Below are 15,144 nucleotides of genomic sequence, written 5' to 3'. Positions count from 1 at the left end.
CAGTCCGCAGGACGGAGGGTCGTCGAATGAGCCTGGCCGTCGACGACCCGCTCCTGCGCGCCTGGCCGCTGCCGCAGCCGGACGCCGATGCCGACAAGGAGGATCGTGGCCGCGTGCTGGTGCTGGCGGGCAGCCGCGAAATGCCGGGCGCAGCCATCCTCGCCGCGACGGCGGCGCTGCGGGCCGGCGCCGGCAAGCTGGTGATCGCGACGCCGCAGTCGGTGGCCACGCCCGTCGCGGCGGCCGTGCCCGAAGCGCGCGTGATCGCCCTGCCCGAGGGCTCGGAAGGCGCGCCGACGCTGTTCGGCCTGCCGGCGCTGCAAGCGGTCGCGTCCTCGCTCGGCGCGGTGGTGATCGGGCCCGGCATGATCGGCCCGCAGTCGACAATCGCCTTCGTGCAGGCCGTGCTGCCGCTGTTCCGGCAGGCGGTCGTGGTGCTCGATGCGCTGGCGATGGACCTCGTGAAGCTGACGCCTCGCTTTGCCCAGCCGGTGATCCTGACCCCGCACGCGGGCGAGATGGCGCACCTCACCGGCGCGGCGAAGGAAGACCTGCAGGAGGAGCCGCAGTCCTGCGCCGGCCGCCACGCCGCGGCTTGGAACGCGGTGGTGGCGCTCAAGGGCGCGACCACCTGCGTCGCCACGCCCGACGGCCGCAGCTGGACCCACCGCTCGCAGGCGCCGGGGCTCGCCACCTCCGGCTCCGGGGACGTGCTGGCCGGGCTCATCGCGGGGCTGGCGGCCCGGGGTTGCGCGCCCGAGCAGGCGGCCGTGTGGGGCGTGGCCCTGCACGCGCGGGCGGGTCAGGCGCTCGCGCAGCAGCACGGAACGCTGGGATATCTGGCGCGCGAACTGCCGGCGCAGGTGCCGGCACTCATGAACGCCTTGCACGCGGGCTGAGAACGCCGCGCCTGAACGGGGCAACGTCGCCTCCGATCCGGCCCCCTGAGGAGCATCGTAGCGCCGCTCCCTGGCTGACCCCGGGGCAGCGGCTGCTCCCCCATGCAACGCCGCAGGCGCAGGACGGCTTTGTCCGACTCCGGAAGTCAAGGAGGAGGCGCGGGCGCCGCATCGGCCAAGGCCCGTGCTCTCAACCGCGCCGGGGGACATGGAGTGAGGCGGACAAAGCCGTCCTGCGCCGGACCGGAGGGCACGCAGCGCAGCGCGGCACCGCAACGCAATCGCTTGCCGTGGCATCGCCTTTCCCTACGCTTGCGAACGCCGCACCAGCTACCGTCCCAGGTCGGCGACCAGTTCCGGCTGCAGGATCTCGATCCAGTAGCCGTCGGGGTCCTTCACGAAGGCGATGTCCTTCATCTTCCCCTGCTCCGGCCGCTTCACGTAGGGCACCTGGTTGTCGTCGAGCCAGCGGATCGCGGCGGCCAGGTCCGGCACGGCGAAGCAGATGTGGCCGAAGCCCTGGGGCTGCGCGTTGCCGTCGTGGTACCTGAACTCCGGCTGGTCCTCGGTGCCCCAGTTGTGCGTGAGCTCCAGGATGCCCTGCTGGCTGAAGGTCCACACCAGGCGCTCGCCGGCGTCCTGCGGCACCGCTTCGTCGCCTTCGAGCCGGGCCAGGAAGTACAGCGAGAACTTCATCTCGGGAAAATCCAGCTTGCGCAGCACGCGCATGCCGAACACCCGCGTGTAGAAGTCCAGCGACACCGCGGGGTCCTTCACGCGCAGCATGGAGTGGTTCAGGCGGAAGCCGCGCGTCTGCGCGGGTGCTTCGGCGGCGACGCCGGGCAGGGTTTCGGTGAATGCGGCCATGGTGGCCTGCATTGTTCCCAATTCGCGCGGCCGGCGCTTTCTTGTCCTTTCGTCAAACTTGCTCGACCGGGCGGGGCGGAGAATGATTTTTCACGATCCGTATCGGAAGGAGCAGGAAGTGGCAAGAGTGAAATCCCTCGTGGGATGGGCGGCCATCGGGCTGCTGGGGGCGCTGTCCTTCGGGGCACTGGCGCTCAGTCGCGGCCAACCCGTCAACGCCGTGTGGCTGGTGACCGCAGGCCTGTGCGTGTACCTGATCGCGTACCGCTTCTACGGCCAGTTCATCGCCCACCGGGTGCTGCGCCTGAACGACATGCGCATCACGCCGGCCATCCGGCACAACGACGGCATGGACTACGTGCCCACCAACAAGTGGGTGCTCTATGGCCATCACTTCGCCGCCATCGCCGGGGCCGGGCCGCTGGTGGGCCCGGTGCTCGCAGCCCAGATGGGCTTCCTTCCGGGCACGCTGTGGATCCTGGTGGGCGTGGTGCTCGCCGGCGCGGTGCAGGACTTCATCGTGCTGTTCGTCGCCACGCGGCGCGACGGCAAGTCGCTCGGTCAGTTGATCCGCATGGAGCTGGGCCCGGTGCCCGGCTCGTTCGCGCTAGTGGGCGTGCTGGCCATCATGATCATCATCCTGGCCGTGCTGGCGCTGGTGGTGGTCAAGGCGCTGACCTCCAGTCCCTGGGGCATGTTCACGATCGCGGCGACCATCCCGATCGCGCTGCTGATGGGCGTGTACATGCGCGTCATCCGTCCGGGACGCGTCGGCGAAGCCTCCGTCTTCGGCGTGGTGCTGCTGATGCTGGCGATCGTCTTCGGCCGCAGCATCGCCGAGAGCCCGACCTGGGGCCCGGCGTTCACCCTCACGGGCACGCAGATCGCCTGGGCGATGATCATCTACGGCGCCGTGGCCGCCAGCCTGCCGGTGTGGCTGATGCTCGCGCCGCGCGACTACCTGAGCACCTTCCTCAAGATCGGCACCATCGCGGGGCTGGCGCTGGGCATCTACTTCGTCGCGCCCGACCTGGCCATGCCGGCCGTCACGCGCTTCGTCGACGGCACCGGCCCGGTGTTCTCCGGCAAGCTGTTCCCCTTCCTCTTCATCACCATCGCCTGCGGCGCCGTCTCCGGCTTCCACTCGCTGATCTCCTCGGGCACCACGCCCAAGATGGTGGAGAAGGAATCGCACATGCCCCTGATCGGCTTCGGGGGCATGCTGACGGAGTCCTTCGTCGCGCTGATGGCGATCACCGCCGCCTGCGTGCTGGAACCCGGCATCTATTTCGCGATGAACGCGCCGGCGGCGATCGTCGGCACCACGCCGCTGCAGGCCGCACAGGTGATCTCCAGCTGGGGCTTCGTCATCACGCCGGAAGCGATCACGCAGGTGGCCCGCGACATCGGCGAGAGCACGATCCTGGCGCGGGCCGGCGGCGCGCCGACGCTTGCAGTGGGCATGGCGCAGATCCTCGGCTCGGCGCTCGGCGGGCAGGCGATGATGGCCTTCTGGTACCACTTCGCGATCCTGTTCGAGGCGCTGTTCATCCTCACGGCCGTCGACGCCGGCACGCGGGTGGGCCGCTTCATGATCCAGGACATGCTGGGGCACGTGTACCGGCCGCTGGGCGACACCGACAACCTCGCCTCCAACCTTCTGTGCACCGGCCTGTGCGTGGGCCTGTGGGGCTGGTTCCTGTACCAGGGCGTGATCGATCCGCTGGGCGGCATCAACAGCCTGTGGCAGCTGTTCGGCGTGGGCAACCAGATGCTGGCCGGCATCGCGCTGCTGCTGTGCACCACGGTGCTGGTGAAGATGAAGCGCGAGCGCTACGTCTGGGTCACGCTGGTCCCGACCGCCTGGCTGCTGGTCACCACGCTGACCGCGGGCGTGCAGAAGATCTTCCATCCGGATCCGAAGATCGGCTTCCTGGCGCTGGCCGAGAAGTTCAGTGCCGCCGCCGCGGAAGGCAAGGTGCTGGCGCCGGCCAAGTCGATCGCCGAAATGCAGCGGGTGGCCTTCAACAACTACGTGGACGCGGTGGTCTGCGGGCTGTTCGTGCTGCTGGTGCTGGCGATGTGCTTCTTCGCGGCCCGCACCTGCCTGAAGGCGCTGCGCGACACGCGGCCCACCGCGCGCGAGATCCCGTCCGGCTTCGCGCCGGCCGGCGGTGGCGGGGAATGATGATCGAAGCACAGGAACAGAGGTCCCCGCGCTGGCGGGACTTCTGCTCCGCCTGCCGCCAGGTCTTCGGCATGCCCGACTACGAGCGCTATCTCGCGCATGCCGAAGCGACGCACCCCGGGCAGCCCGTGATGACGCGCGAGGCGTACAGCGCGTGGGCGATCGAGCGGCGGTATGGGGGGAAGAGCAGCGGGCGGTGCTGCTGACTCTGGCGGCGGTTCACTGCGTAGGCTGGTGGTGAACCGCGTCAGCGCGTGAACCCCAGCGCTCCGCGCATCGCTGGGGTTCACGCGCTTCGCGGTTCACCACCAGCCTACTTCCCCTCGAACAATAAAAAAGCCCCGGCCTTTCGACCGGGGCTGCAGTGCGCGGGTTTTTAGCGCGTTCTTGTTTCGGGAAAGCGGTGTTGTTCTTCTTCTCGGTTCTTCTTATTTCTTGCGCAGGTACTTGCGCAGCGCCGCCATCTCGGCGGCGGCGACGGCAAGCTCGGATTGGGCGCGGGCGATGTCGATCTCGCTCTTGGCATTGCGCAGCGCCTCTTCGGCGGCACGCTTGGCCTCGTTGGCCTTTTCCTCGTCCAGATCCTTCCCGCGGATGGCGGTGTCGGTCAGCACGGTCACGCGGTTCGGCTGCACTTCCAGGATGCCGCCGGCCACGAAGATGAATTCCTCGTTGCCGTCGGCCCGCTCGATGCGCACCGAGCCGGGCTTCACGCGCGTGATCAGCGGCGTGTGGCGCGGATAGATGCCCAGTTCGCCGGCCTCCCCGGGCAGCGCGACGAAGCGCGCCTCGCCCGAGAAGATCTGCTCCTCGGCACTCACCACGTCGACGTGGATGGTATGGGTGGTATCGACCATGTTCGTTGTGCGTTGAGCGTCGGGCGTTGAGCGGGGGGTTCACGCTGAACCCTCAACGCTCAACGCTCAACCGGATCAGGCCGCCAGCTTCTTGGCCTTCTCGAAGGCTTCGTCGATGGTGCCGACCATGTAGAAGGCCTGCTCGGGCAGGTGGTCGCACTCGCCGGACACGATCATCTTGAAGCCGCGGATCGTCTCGCACAGCGGCACGTACTTGCCGGGCGAGCCCGTGAACACTTCGGCCACGTGGAAGGGCTGCGACAGGAAGCGCTGGATCTTGCGGGCGCGGGCCACGGCCAGCTTGTCTTCCGGCGCCAGTTCGTCCATGCCCAGGATGGCGATGATGTCGCGCAGTTCCTTGTAGCGCTGCAGCGTGGACTGCACGGCGCGGGTCGTGGTGTAGTGGTCTTCGCCGACGACGTTCGGGTCGACCTGGCGCGATGTGGAGTCCAGCGGATCCACGGCGGGGTAGATGCCCAGCGAGGCGATGTCGCGCGACAGCACCACGGTGGCGTCCAGGTGGGCGAAGGTGGTGGCAGGCGACGGGTCGGTCAGGTCGTCCGCCGGCACGTACACGGCTTGGATCGAGGTGATCGAGCCGACCTTGGTCGACGTGATGCGCTCCTGCAGGCGGCCCATTTCCTCGGCCAGCGTCGGCTGGTAGCCCACGGCGGAAGGCATCCGGCCCAGCAGGGCGGACACTTCGGTGCCGGCCAGCGTGTAGCGGTAGATGTTGTCGACGAAGAACAGCACGTCGCGGCCTTCGTCGCGGAACGATTCGGCGATGGTCAGGCCGGTCAGGGCCACGCGCAGGCGGTTGCCCGGGGGCTCGTTCATCTGGCCGTACACCATGGCCACTTTCGATTCGGCCAGGTTGTCCAGCTTCACGACGCCGGATTCGGCCATCTCGTGGTAGAAGTCGTTGCCCTCGCGGGTGCGCTCACCCACGCCGGCGAACACCGACAGGCCCGAGTGCGCCTTGGCGATGTTGTTGATCAACTCCATCATGTTCACGGTCTTGCCGACGCCGGCGCCACCGAACAGGCCCACCTTGCCGCCCTTGGCGAACGGGCAGATCAGGTCGATCACCTTGATGCCGGTTTCCAGCAGTTCCTGCGAGGGCGACAGTTCGTCGTACGCGGGGGCCTTGCGGTGGATCGGTGCGGTCAGCGCCTGGTCGACCGGGCCACGCTCGTCGATCGGGTTGCCCAGCACGTCCATGATGCGGCCGAGCGTCGCCTTGCCCACCGGCACGGTGATCGCGGCGCCGGTGTTGTACACGGTGTAGCCGCGGCGCAGGCCTTCGGAGGAGCCCAGCGCGATGGTGCGGACCACGCCGTCACCCAGCTGCTGCTGCACTTCCAGGGTCAGCGCGGTGCCCTCCATCTTCAGCGCGTCGTACACGCGCGGCATCTGGTCGCGCGGGAACTCGACGTCCACCACGGCGCCGATGCACTGAACGATCTTTCCTTGGGATTGAGCCATTTACCTTTGCTCCGAATATTTAAACCGCGGCGGCACCCGACACGATCTCCGAAAGTTCCTTCGTGATCGCCGCCTGGCGCGTCTTGTTGTAGACCAGCTTGAGTTCGCCGATCAGGTTGCCGGCGTTGTCCGTGGCCGCCTTCATGGCGACCATGCGGGCCGACTGTTCGGAGGCCATGTTCTCGGCGACCGCCTGATAGACGAGACCCTCGACGTACCGCAGCAGCAGGTCGTCGATCACGGACTTGGCGTCCGGCTCGTAGATGTAATCCCAGCCCGGCTCGCCACCCGCCGCCTTCGATTCGGCCTGCATCTTGTCGGCCGACAGGGGCAGCAACTGCTCGAGCACCGGCTCCTGGCGCATCGTGTTGATGAACTTGGTGTACGCGAGGTACACGGCGCTCAGCTTGCCTTCGGCGTACTGGTCCAGCAGCACCTTCACCGGGCCGATCAGGCGTTCGAGGTGGGGCGTGTCACCGAGCTGGGTGACGTGCGAGACCACCTGCGCACCGATGCGGTTCAGAAAGCCCAGGCCCTTGTTGCCGATGGCGACGCTCTGCACCGTCGCGCCCTGCTCCTGCAGTTCGCGCAGCTTCTGCGTCACGGCCCGCAGCACGTTGGTGTTCAGGCCGCCGCACAGACCCTTGTCGGTGGACACCACGATCACGCCCGCTGCCTTCGCGTCGTTGTTGTGACGCATGAAGGGGTGGGTGTATTCGGGGTTGGCCTTGCCGAGGTTGGTGGCGATGTTGCGCACCTTGTCGCTGTAGGGCCGGGCCGCGCGCATGCGGTCCTGCGCCTTGCGCATCTTGGAGGCGGCGACCATTTCCATGGCCTTGGTGATCTTGCGGGTGTTCTCCACCGACTTGATCTTGCCGCGTATCTCTTTGCCTGCAGCCATTGCCCTGTTCCTTGGTGATCGGCTTTTAGGCGAAGGTCTTCTTGAACGCTTCGATCGCGCTGGTCAGCTCGGCCTCGGAATCCTTGTCCATGGCCTTGTTGGTTTCCAGCTTGTTCAGCAGCGCGCCGTACTTGTCCTTCAGCCAGGCGTGCAGGCCGTGCTCGAAGGGCAGCACCTTCTTGACATCGAGGTCGTCGAAGTAGCCCTTGTTCACCGCGAACAGCGAGGCGGCCATCAGCGAGATGGGCAGCGGGCTGTACTGCGGCTGCTTGAGCAGTTCCGTCACGCGGGCGCCGCGATCGAGCTGCTTGCGCGTGGCCGCATCGAGGTCGGAGGCGAACTGCGCGAAGGCGGCCAGTTCGCGGTACTGCGCCAGGTCGGTACGGATACCGCCGGAGAGGCCCTTGACCAGCTTCGTCTGCGCGGCACCGCCGACGCGCGACACCGAGATACCCGCGTTGATGGCGGGACGGATGCCGGCGTTGAACAGGTTGGTTTCCAGGAAGATCTGGCCGTCGGTGATCGAGATCACGTTGGTCGGCACGAACGCGGACACGTCGCCGGCCTGCGTCTCGATGATCGGCAGCGCGGTCAGCGAGCCGGTCCGGCCCTTGACCTCACCCTTGGTGAAGGCTTCCACGTAATCGGCGTTCACGCGCGCGGCGCGCTCCAGCAGGCGGCTGTGGAGATAGAACACGTCGCCGGGATACGCTTCGCGGCCCGGGGGACGGCGCAGCAGCAGCGAGACCTGGCGGTAGGCGACGGCCTGCTTGGACAGGTCGTCATAGATGATCAGCGCGTCCTGGCCGCGGTCGCGGAAGTACTCGCCCATCGTGCAGCCGGAGTACGCGGAGACGTACTGCATGGCGGCGGACTCGGAGGCGGACGCGGCCACGACGATGGTGTATTCCATCGCACCGTTGGCTTCCAGCGCGCGCACGATGTTCTTGATCGTGGACGCCTTCTGCCCGATGGCGACGTACACGCAGGTCATGTTCTGACCCTTCTGGTTGATGATCGTGTCGACCGCGACGGCGGACTTGCCGGTCTGGCGGTCGCCGATGATCAGCTCGCGCTGGCCCCGGCCGATCGGCACCATGGAGTCGATGGCCTTCAGGCCGGTCTGCACCGGCTGGTCCACCGATTTCCGGGCGATCACGCCGGGAGCGACCTTCTCGATCACGTCGCTCATGCGGGCGTTGATCGGGCCCTTGCCGTCGATCGGCTGGCCCAGGGCGTTCACCACGCGGCCGATCAGTTCCGGGCCGACGGGCACTTCGAGAATGCGGCCCGTGCACTTGACGGTGTCGCCTTCCGAGATGTGCTCGTACTCGCCCAGGATCACCGCGCCCACCGAGTCGCGCTCGAGGTTCAGCGCCAGGCCGAACGTGGGCAGGCCGTCGGGCGTAGGCTTGAATTCCAGCATTTCGCCGGCCATCGCATCGGACAGGCCGTGCACGCGGACGATGCCGTCGGTCACGGAGATCACCGTGCCCTGGTTGCGGATGTCGGCGCTGGCGGCCAGGCCTTCGATCCGGCTCTTGATCAGTTCGCTGATTTCAGCGGGATTGAGCTGCATGTCTCGTTCCTTGTGTGCTTGGGAGCGGGGACAGCCTCAGGCCGTCAGCGCCACTTTCATTTGTTCCAGGCGGGCGCGGACCGAGGTGTCCAGCACTTCGTCGCCAACCACCACGCGGATGCCGCCGATGAGGGAAGCGTCCTCCTGCACGGTGACATTGAGCTTACGGCGAAACCGCTTCTCGAGTGCCTGAGCAACGGCGGCGGTCTGCTCAGGGGAGATCGGGAAGGCGCTGTACACCACGGCATCGGATGAGCCGCTCTGCGCGTTCACCATCTCGCGGAACTGGCGCGCGATCTCCGGCATGGCCTCCAGGCGGCCGTTGTCGATCACGGTGCGCAGGAAGTTCTGTGCCGGCATGGGCAACTGCACGCGCACGACATCGGTGACGACGTCGAACACCTGCTGGTTGGCGACCTTCGGGTTGGCCGCGAACTGCAGCAGCTGGGGCTGGCTCGCCACGGCAGCGAGCGCGTCCAGCCACTGCGAGGTTCCGTCCAGGTCGTTGCCGGCGGACTTGAACAGCGCTTCGGCGTAGGGTCGGGCGATGGTGGCGAGTTCAGCCATGGCTCACACGAGTTCCGTCTGCAGGCGGTTCAGCAGTTCGGCGTGCACGCCCGGGTTCACCTCGCGCCTCAGGATCTGCTCGGCACCCTTGACGGCCAGCATCGCGACCTGCTCGCGCAGGGCTTCGCGGGCCCGCACGGTCTGCTGCTCGGCATCGGCACGGGCGGCGGCGACGATCTTGTTCGCCTCTTCCGTCGCACGGCCCTTGGCCTCTTCCACGATCGCCTGCGCGCGGCGCTCGGCATCAGCCAGCAGCTGCGCCACTTCCGCGCGAGACTTCGCCAGTTCCTGCTCCACCTTCTTGTCGGCTTCCTGCAGCTCGGCCTTCGCCTTGTCGGCGGCGGCCAGGCCTTCGGCGATCTTCCTGGCGCGCTCGTCGAGCGCCACGGCGATCGGCGGCCACACGTACTTCATCGTGAACCCGACCAGGATCAGGAAGACGATGATCTGAATGATGAGGGTACCGGTGATGCTCACTTTTTCATCCTTGCTCCCGCCAGCCTCTCATGTGGCGCGGGAAGGGGTTGCAGCGGAAGGATGGGGGCGACTTACTTCGGCAGGTTGGCGATCTGGCCCAGGAACGGGTTGGCGGTGGCGAACCACAGCGCGATACCCGTGCCGATGATGAACGCGGCGTCGATCAGGCCGGCCAGCAGGAACATCTTCGTCTGCAGTTCGTTCATCAGCTCGGGCTGGCGGGCGGCGGACTCGAGGTACTTGCTGCCCATGACGCCGATGCCGATGCAGGCGCCGATGGCGCCGAGGCCGATGATCAGGCCGGCGGCCAGGGCGACAAAGCTGATAACTTCCATGATTGCTCCTAAGGACTTGGGGTGGTTGACGAGAAAAGGGGAAGGGGAAAACGGGACGCGTTCTAGTGCGCGTCGTGGGCCTGGCCGACGTACACGAGCGCCAGCATCATGAACACGAAGGCCTGCAGCGTGATGATCAGGATGTGGAAGATCGCCCACGCCGTGCCCGCGATGATGTGGCCGATGGCCAGGCCGATGCCGGTGGCCGTCAGCGAGAAGGCTCCGCCCATCAGCGCGATCAGCAGGAAGATCAGTTCGCCGGCGTACATGTTGCCGAACAGCCGCATGCCGTGGGAGACGGTCTTGGCGACGAACTCGATGATCTGCATGAGGAAGTTGAACGGCCACAGCAGCGGGTGGGCGCCGAAGGGGGCGGTGAACAGCTCGTGGAACCAGCCGCCCAGGCCCTTGATCTTGATGTTGTAGAACAGGCAGACCAGCAGCACGGAGATTGACAGGCCCATCGTCATCGAGAGGTCGGCCGTCGGCACCACGCGCATGTAGGCGTGCTCCGGGTCGTGGCCGGCGGCGCCGAAGATCTTCTGCCAGAGGTACGGCACGAGGTCGACCGGCAGCAGGTCCATCGCGTTCATCATGAAGATCCAGAGGAACACGGTCAGCGCCAGCGGTGCCACGAACTTGCGGCTCGTGGCGTTGTGCACGATGCCCTTGGCCTGCGCGTCCACCATCTCCACCATGATCTCGACGGCCGCCTGGAAGCGCCCCGGAACGCCGGACGTGGCCTTGCGCGCCGCCTTCCACAGGAAGAAGCAGGTCACCACGCCCAGGACGATGCCCCAGAACAGCGAGTCCCAGTTGAACACCGAGAAGTCGACGACGTTCGCCGGCTTCTTGTTCTGAAGGAACGTCAGGTGGTGAACGATGTATTCGCCCGCGGTAGGACCGTGCCCCGCGGCAACGTTTTCAGCAGCCATGTTTCTTTCAGCTCGATTGCGTCTTGGGGCGCGGCGCGAACGCCAGGGCGACCCAGTAAACCTTCATCGCGAGGATCAGGCCCACCAGCAGTGCCGGCCAGCTCAATCCCGCAACCCACCTCGGCGCGGCCATCAGCAGGCCGATCGTCAAGGCGATCTTCACCATCTCCCAAAGCAGGAACCCGACGGCCGCGGTGCCTGCATTGAGCGACGAGAACCTTCCGGTCAAGCCCCGCGCGAACACGGCCGCGGGGAGGACCACCGCGAACGCGCCGTACAGGACGGACCACCCAACGCTCTGCCTGCCAGTGAGGAGCCATCCCAGCAAGGCGGCCACGAGGCCGACGCCCGCCTGTCCCGCCACGACCCACCAGGGTGAGACCGGAGGGTTCTGCTCGCGCACGCGTCGCGCCTCCTGGGCGGTCAGCGGTCTGGGCGGGGGTTCCTGCTCGTCGTCTTCAGGCAGCGGGGCCACCCTTTGTTGGCCTGTTCTTGTGGGCATGCCGGGCCGCTGTTGGTCCTGAATTTCTGGAAAGCCTCCCATTATAGGTAGAAACCACGAGGGTGCTCCAGCCCCCGGGGTTATCAGCCCCGCGTCAGCGTGGGGTGGCTGCACCGAGGCCCCACAATGCGCCGACCAGAACGGGGAGTCCGATGCGCAACCTGCTGCTCTTCTTCCACGTCGCCGGGGCCATCTTCTGGATCGGTGGCATGGCGTTCGCCGTGCTCGCGCTGCGGCCGGCGCTGCACGCGCAGCTGCAGCCGCCGCAGCGCCTGCCGCTCATGGTGCTGGTGCTGCGGCGCTTCTTCCTGGTGGTGATCGCCAGCATCGTGCTGCTGCTCGCCAGCGGCGTGCCGCTGCTGCTGCAGGTGCCGGGCGCCGCGGCGCCGCGCGGCTGGCACGCGATGGCCGGCCTGGGCATCGTGATGATGCTGTTGTTCGGGCACATCTTCTTCTCGCCGTGGCGGCGGCTGCAGCGGGCCGTGGAAGCCGGCGACTGGCCGGAAGGCGGCAAGCGCATGAACCAGATCGTGCTGCTGGTGAAGATCAACCTGGGGCTGGGCTGGGCCGCGATCGCGGCGGTGTTGTTGTGGCGTTGAAGCCGTGGGCGGCGGCGCTGTCCGGCGCCCTGCTGGCGGTGGCGGCGTTCGCGCACCACGGCTTCGATGCAGCGAAACCGCAGCACACGCCGGAGGGCTTTCGCAACGTGACCGGCGCGCAGGTCGCCAAGCCCCTGTCCTGGCTGCTGCGCTGGCGGTGGGAAGCCTGGCGCGCCGGACTGCCGCCGGCCGCGCGCCAGCCGACGCCCGTCGTGCCGCCGCAACTGGAGTTGCTGCAGGCACGGCAGCCCTCGGCGACCTGGATCGGCCATGCGACCGTGCTGGTGCAAAGCGGCGGGCTGAACATCCTCACCGATCCGGTCTTCAGCGAGCGCGCGTCGCCGGTGGGCTTCGCCGGGCCGAGGCGCTCGCAGCCGCCCGGCATCGCGCTGGCGGACCTGCCGCCGATCGACGTCGTGCTGATCTCGCACAACCACTACGACCACCTGGACCAGACCAGCGTCGTGCAGCTGAACGCGCGCTCCGGCGGCCGCACGCTGTTCCTCGTGCCGCTGGGCATCAAGGCTTTCCTGGAGCGCGAGGGCATCACCCACGTCGTCGAACTGGACTGGTGGGACGTGCACCGGGTGCAGGGCGTCGAGTTCCACTTCGTGCCGGTCCAGCACTGGTCGGCGCGCGGGCTGGACGACCGCATGGAGACGCTGTGGGGCGGCTGGTGCGTGTTCGCGCCCGACCTGCGCTGGTACTTCTCCGGCGACGCCGGCTACAGCAGGCACTTCGCCGACACGCGCGAGCGGCTCGGCGCGCACGCCCGCGACGGCCTGCTGTTCGACCTCGCCCTGCTGTCCATCGGAGCCTACGAACCGCGCTGGTTCATGCGCGAGCAGCACATGGACCCGGCCGATGCCGTGCAGGCGCACAGGGACCTGGGCGCCCGGCGCAGCATCGGCGTGCACTGGGGCACCTTCGAGCTCACCGACGAGGCGCTGGACCAGCCTCCGCTCGACCTGGCGGCGGCCCGGCAGGCCAGCGGCCTGCCCGAGGAGGCGTTCGGCGTGCTGCCCATCGGCGGCACCTGGCGGCCGGCCGGCGCGCCCGGTCCGGCGCCGAAGCAGTGACAATCACGCCATGAGCGAGACCATTCCTGCCCTGCCCTGCTGGCTCAACGGCGAATTGGGCAACATCCGCGACGCGAAAGTCAGCGTCCTCGACCGCGGCTTCATCTTCGGCGACGGCATCTACGAAGTGGTGCCCGCCTATGAAGGTCGGCCGTTCCGCTTCAACGAGCACATGGCCCGGCTGGAACGCAGCCTGGCCGAGCTGCGCATCCGCAATCCCATGGACCGCGCCGGCTGGCGCAAGGTGGTCGACCAGCTGATGGCGGCCTATGCGCAGCACGTGGGCAAGCGGATCGAGGAGACGAACCAGCTCGTCTACCTGCAGGTCACGCGCGGCGTGGCCATGCGCGACCACGTGATGCCGCCGGACATCGAGCCGACGGTCTTCGCCATGGTCAACCGGCTCTACATCTACCCGCCGGAGGAACGCGCGCGCGGGGTCGATTGCTACACCGCCGACGACTTCCGCTGGAAGAAGGCGCACATCAAGAGCATCTCGCTGATCGGCGCGGTGCTGGCCCGGCAGGTCAGCGCCGACCAGGGCGGCAACGAGACCATCATGTTCCGTGACGGCTGGCTGAGCGAGGCGGCGGCCTCCAACGTCTGGGTGGTGAAGGACGGCGTCGTGCTCGGCCCGCCCAAGGACAACCTGGTGCTGGAGGGCATCCGCTACGGCGTGTTCGAGGAGCTCTGCATGCAGCAGGGCATCCCCTTCGAGCTGCGCCGGGTCTCGCGCGAGGAAGTGCTGGCGGCGGACGAGATCCTGCTGTCGTCCGCCACCAAGGAAGTGCTGCCCTGCACCCGCCTGGATGGCCAGCCGGTTGGAAACGGCCGACCCGGCCCCATCTACCAGAAGCTGTTCGAAGGCTACCAGCAGGCCAAACGCGCAACTTCCTGAATGTCCGCTTCCATCCATCCGCCCCCCTCCGCCCAGGACGATCCCCGCCGGGACTCCCTGATCGAGTACCCCTCGCGCTTCCCCATCAAGGTGATGGGCGCGAAGGTGGACGGCTTCGTCCACGCCATCACCACGATCGCGCGCGAATTCGACCCGAGCTTCGACGCATCGACGGTGGAACTGCGCGACAGCCGCGCCGGCAACTACCTGGGCATCACCATCACCGTCACGGCGACCAGCCGCGAGCAGCTGGACAACCTGTACCGGGCGCTGACCTCGCATCCGATGGTCAAGGTCGTCCTGTAAGTGCAAGTCAAGGTGCTGGGGCGGGTCGACTACCTGCCCACGTACCAGGCCATGCAGGCCTTCACCGAGGCCCGCGGCGCCGGCACGCCCGACGAGATGTGGATCTGCGAGCACCCGCCGGTCTTCACCCAGGGACTGGCCGGCAAGGCCGACCACGTGCTCGATCCGGGCGCCATTCCCGTCGTCTCCACCAACCGCGGCGGCCAGGTCACGTACCACGGGCCGGGGCAGGTGGTGGTCTATCCCCTCATCGACCTCCAGCGGGCCGGCTACTTCGTCAAGGAGTACGTCTACCGGCTGGAGGAGGCGGTGATCCGGACGCTGGGGGAGTACGGGGTGACGGGGCACCGGGTGCGCGGGGCGCCGGGGATCTATGTGCGGGTGGAGGATCCGTTCTCGCATGAGCGGCTGCCCGGCACCCCCGCCATCTCCTTCCAAGGCCTGGGCAAGATCGCCGCCCTCGGCATCAAGATCACCCGCCACTGCACCTACCACGGCCTCGCCTTCAACGTCGCCATGGACCTGCAACCCTTCCGGCAGATCAATCCTTGCGGTTACGCAGGTCTGGAAACGGTCGACCTTTCTACAATCGGGGTTTCCACCAGCTGGAACGACGCGGCTGCCCGGCTGGGCCACCAGCTCGAGGCGCTGCTCGCCCCCTGACCCCCAA

Annotated in this window: 18 protein-coding genes; 8 read left to right on the top strand and 10 right to left on the bottom strand. The window is 67.6% G+C overall.

The annotated features are described in order from the left end of the window. Window positions 1-26: 26 nt before the first annotated feature. Window positions 27-899 (top strand): NAD(P)H-hydrate dehydratase, encoded by an 873-nt coding sequence (locus tag JI746_RS26130; protein WP_201693249.1) that lies wholly within the window; start codon window positions 27-29, stop codon window positions 897-899. A gap of 330 nt (window positions 900-1,229) precedes the next feature. Here the strand turns inward: JI746_RS26130 and gloA are convergent, their stop codons facing one another. After that, complete coding sequence (gene gloA / locus JI746_RS26125; RefSeq protein WP_201693248.1) at window positions 1,230-1,766, bottom strand: lactoylglutathione lyase; 537 nt, start codon at window positions 1,764-1,766, stop codon at window positions 1,230-1,232. 118 nt (window positions 1,767-1,884) lie between these two features. Between gloA and JI746_RS26120 the strand changes: the two genes are divergently transcribed. Both JI746_RS26120 and JI746_RS26115 read left to right on the top strand, forming a co-directional pair. Next, window positions 1,885-3,954, top strand: a complete 2,070-nt coding sequence (locus JI746_RS26120) for a carbon starvation CstA family protein (RefSeq protein ID WP_408004129.1) — start codon at window positions 1,885-1,887, stop codon at window positions 3,952-3,954. After that, window positions 3,951-4,160, top strand: coding sequence for a YbdD/YjiX family protein (locus JI746_RS26115; protein ID WP_236600155.1), 210 nt, complete (start codon window positions 3,951-3,953; stop codon window positions 4,158-4,160). The genes JI746_RS26120 and JI746_RS26115 overlap by 4 nt, the downstream gene beginning before the upstream one ends. A gap of 222 nt (window positions 4,161-4,382) precedes the next feature. Here the strand turns inward: JI746_RS26115 and JI746_RS26110 are convergent, their stop codons facing one another. From JI746_RS26110 to JI746_RS26070, 9 genes are all read right to left on the bottom strand, one after another. Continuing rightward, a complete protein-coding gene (locus JI746_RS26110) occupies window positions 4,383-4,811 on the bottom strand; it encodes a F0F1 ATP synthase subunit epsilon (protein WP_201693246.1) in 429 nt (142 codons plus the stop codon). 75 nt (window positions 4,812-4,886) lie between these two features. Next, complete coding sequence (atpD, locus tag JI746_RS26105; protein ID WP_201693245.1) at window positions 4,887-6,296, bottom strand: F0F1 ATP synthase subunit beta; 1,410 nt, start codon at window positions 6,294-6,296, stop codon at window positions 4,887-4,889. 19 nt (window positions 6,297-6,315) lie between these two features. Continuing rightward, on the bottom strand, window positions 6,316-7,197 hold the full coding sequence (atpG, locus tag JI746_RS26100; RefSeq protein ID WP_201693244.1) for a F0F1 ATP synthase subunit gamma: 882 nt from the start codon (window positions 7,195-7,197) through the stop codon (window positions 6,316-6,318). A gap of 25 nt (window positions 7,198-7,222) precedes the next feature. Next, window positions 7,223-8,776, bottom strand: a complete 1,554-nt coding sequence (gene atpA, locus JI746_RS26095) for a F0F1 ATP synthase subunit alpha (RefSeq protein ID WP_201693243.1) — start codon at window positions 8,774-8,776, stop codon at window positions 7,223-7,225. Window positions 8,777-8,812: 36 nt separating this feature from the next. Further along, entirely contained in the window at window positions 8,813-9,343 is a 531-nt protein-coding gene (locus JI746_RS26090; protein WP_201693242.1) for a F0F1 ATP synthase subunit delta, read from the bottom strand. Between the two features lie 3 nt (window positions 9,344-9,346). Further along, window positions 9,347-9,820: a F0F1 ATP synthase subunit B gene (locus JI746_RS26085; RefSeq protein WP_201693241.1), complete on the bottom strand. Its 474-nt coding sequence runs from the start codon at window positions 9,818-9,820 to the stop codon at window positions 9,347-9,349. Between the two features lie 71 nt (window positions 9,821-9,891). After that, window positions 9,892-10,155, bottom strand: coding sequence for a F0F1 ATP synthase subunit C (gene atpE, locus JI746_RS26080; RefSeq protein WP_236598893.1), 264 nt, complete (start codon window positions 10,153-10,155; stop codon window positions 9,892-9,894). A gap of 62 nt (window positions 10,156-10,217) precedes the next feature. After that, a complete protein-coding gene (gene atpB, locus JI746_RS26075; protein ID WP_201693240.1) occupies window positions 10,218-11,090 on the bottom strand; it encodes a F0F1 ATP synthase subunit A in 873 nt (290 codons plus the stop codon). A 7-nt stretch (window positions 11,091-11,097) separates the two neighbouring features. Continuing rightward, complete coding sequence (locus JI746_RS26070) at window positions 11,098-11,493, bottom strand: ATP synthase subunit I (RefSeq protein ID WP_330893089.1); 396 nt, start codon at window positions 11,491-11,493, stop codon at window positions 11,098-11,100. Between the two features lie 251 nt (window positions 11,494-11,744). On the opposite strand from JI746_RS26070, the gene JI746_RS26065 reads away from it, so the two are divergent. From JI746_RS26065 to lipB, 5 genes are read left to right on the top strand one after another with little or no spacing between them, the layout of a single operon-like run. After that, window positions 11,745-12,191, top strand: coding sequence for a CopD family protein (locus tag JI746_RS26065; protein WP_201693238.1), 447 nt, complete (start codon window positions 11,745-11,747; stop codon window positions 12,189-12,191). Then, window positions 12,182-13,270 (top strand): MBL fold metallo-hydrolase, encoded by a 1,089-nt coding sequence (locus JI746_RS26060; protein ID WP_330893088.1) that lies wholly within the window; start codon window positions 12,182-12,184, stop codon window positions 13,268-13,270. The genes JI746_RS26065 and JI746_RS26060 overlap by 10 nt, the downstream gene beginning before the upstream one ends. A gap of 10 nt (window positions 13,271-13,280) precedes the next feature. Further along, window positions 13,281-14,168, top strand: coding sequence for a D-amino acid aminotransferase (locus JI746_RS26055; RefSeq protein WP_201693237.1), 888 nt, complete (start codon window positions 13,281-13,283; stop codon window positions 14,166-14,168). After that, complete coding sequence (locus JI746_RS26050; protein ID WP_201693236.1) at window positions 14,169-14,474, top strand: YbeD family protein; 306 nt, start codon at window positions 14,169-14,171, stop codon at window positions 14,472-14,474. Further along, complete coding sequence (lipB, locus tag JI746_RS26045; RefSeq protein WP_201693235.1) at window positions 14,475-15,137, top strand: lipoyl(octanoyl) transferase LipB; 663 nt, start codon at window positions 14,475-14,477, stop codon at window positions 15,135-15,137. It abuts the gene before it with no gap. The last annotated feature ends 7 nt before the right edge of the window (window positions 15,138-15,144 follow it).

The organism is Ramlibacter alkalitolerans (assembly GCF_016722765.1).
Lineage (GTDB): Bacteria > Pseudomonadota > Gammaproteobacteria > Burkholderiales > Burkholderiaceae_C > Ramlibacter > Ramlibacter alkalitolerans.
The sequence above is the reverse complement of the archived record's forward strand: the minus strand, read 5'-3'. Positions and strand labels throughout refer to the sequence as shown.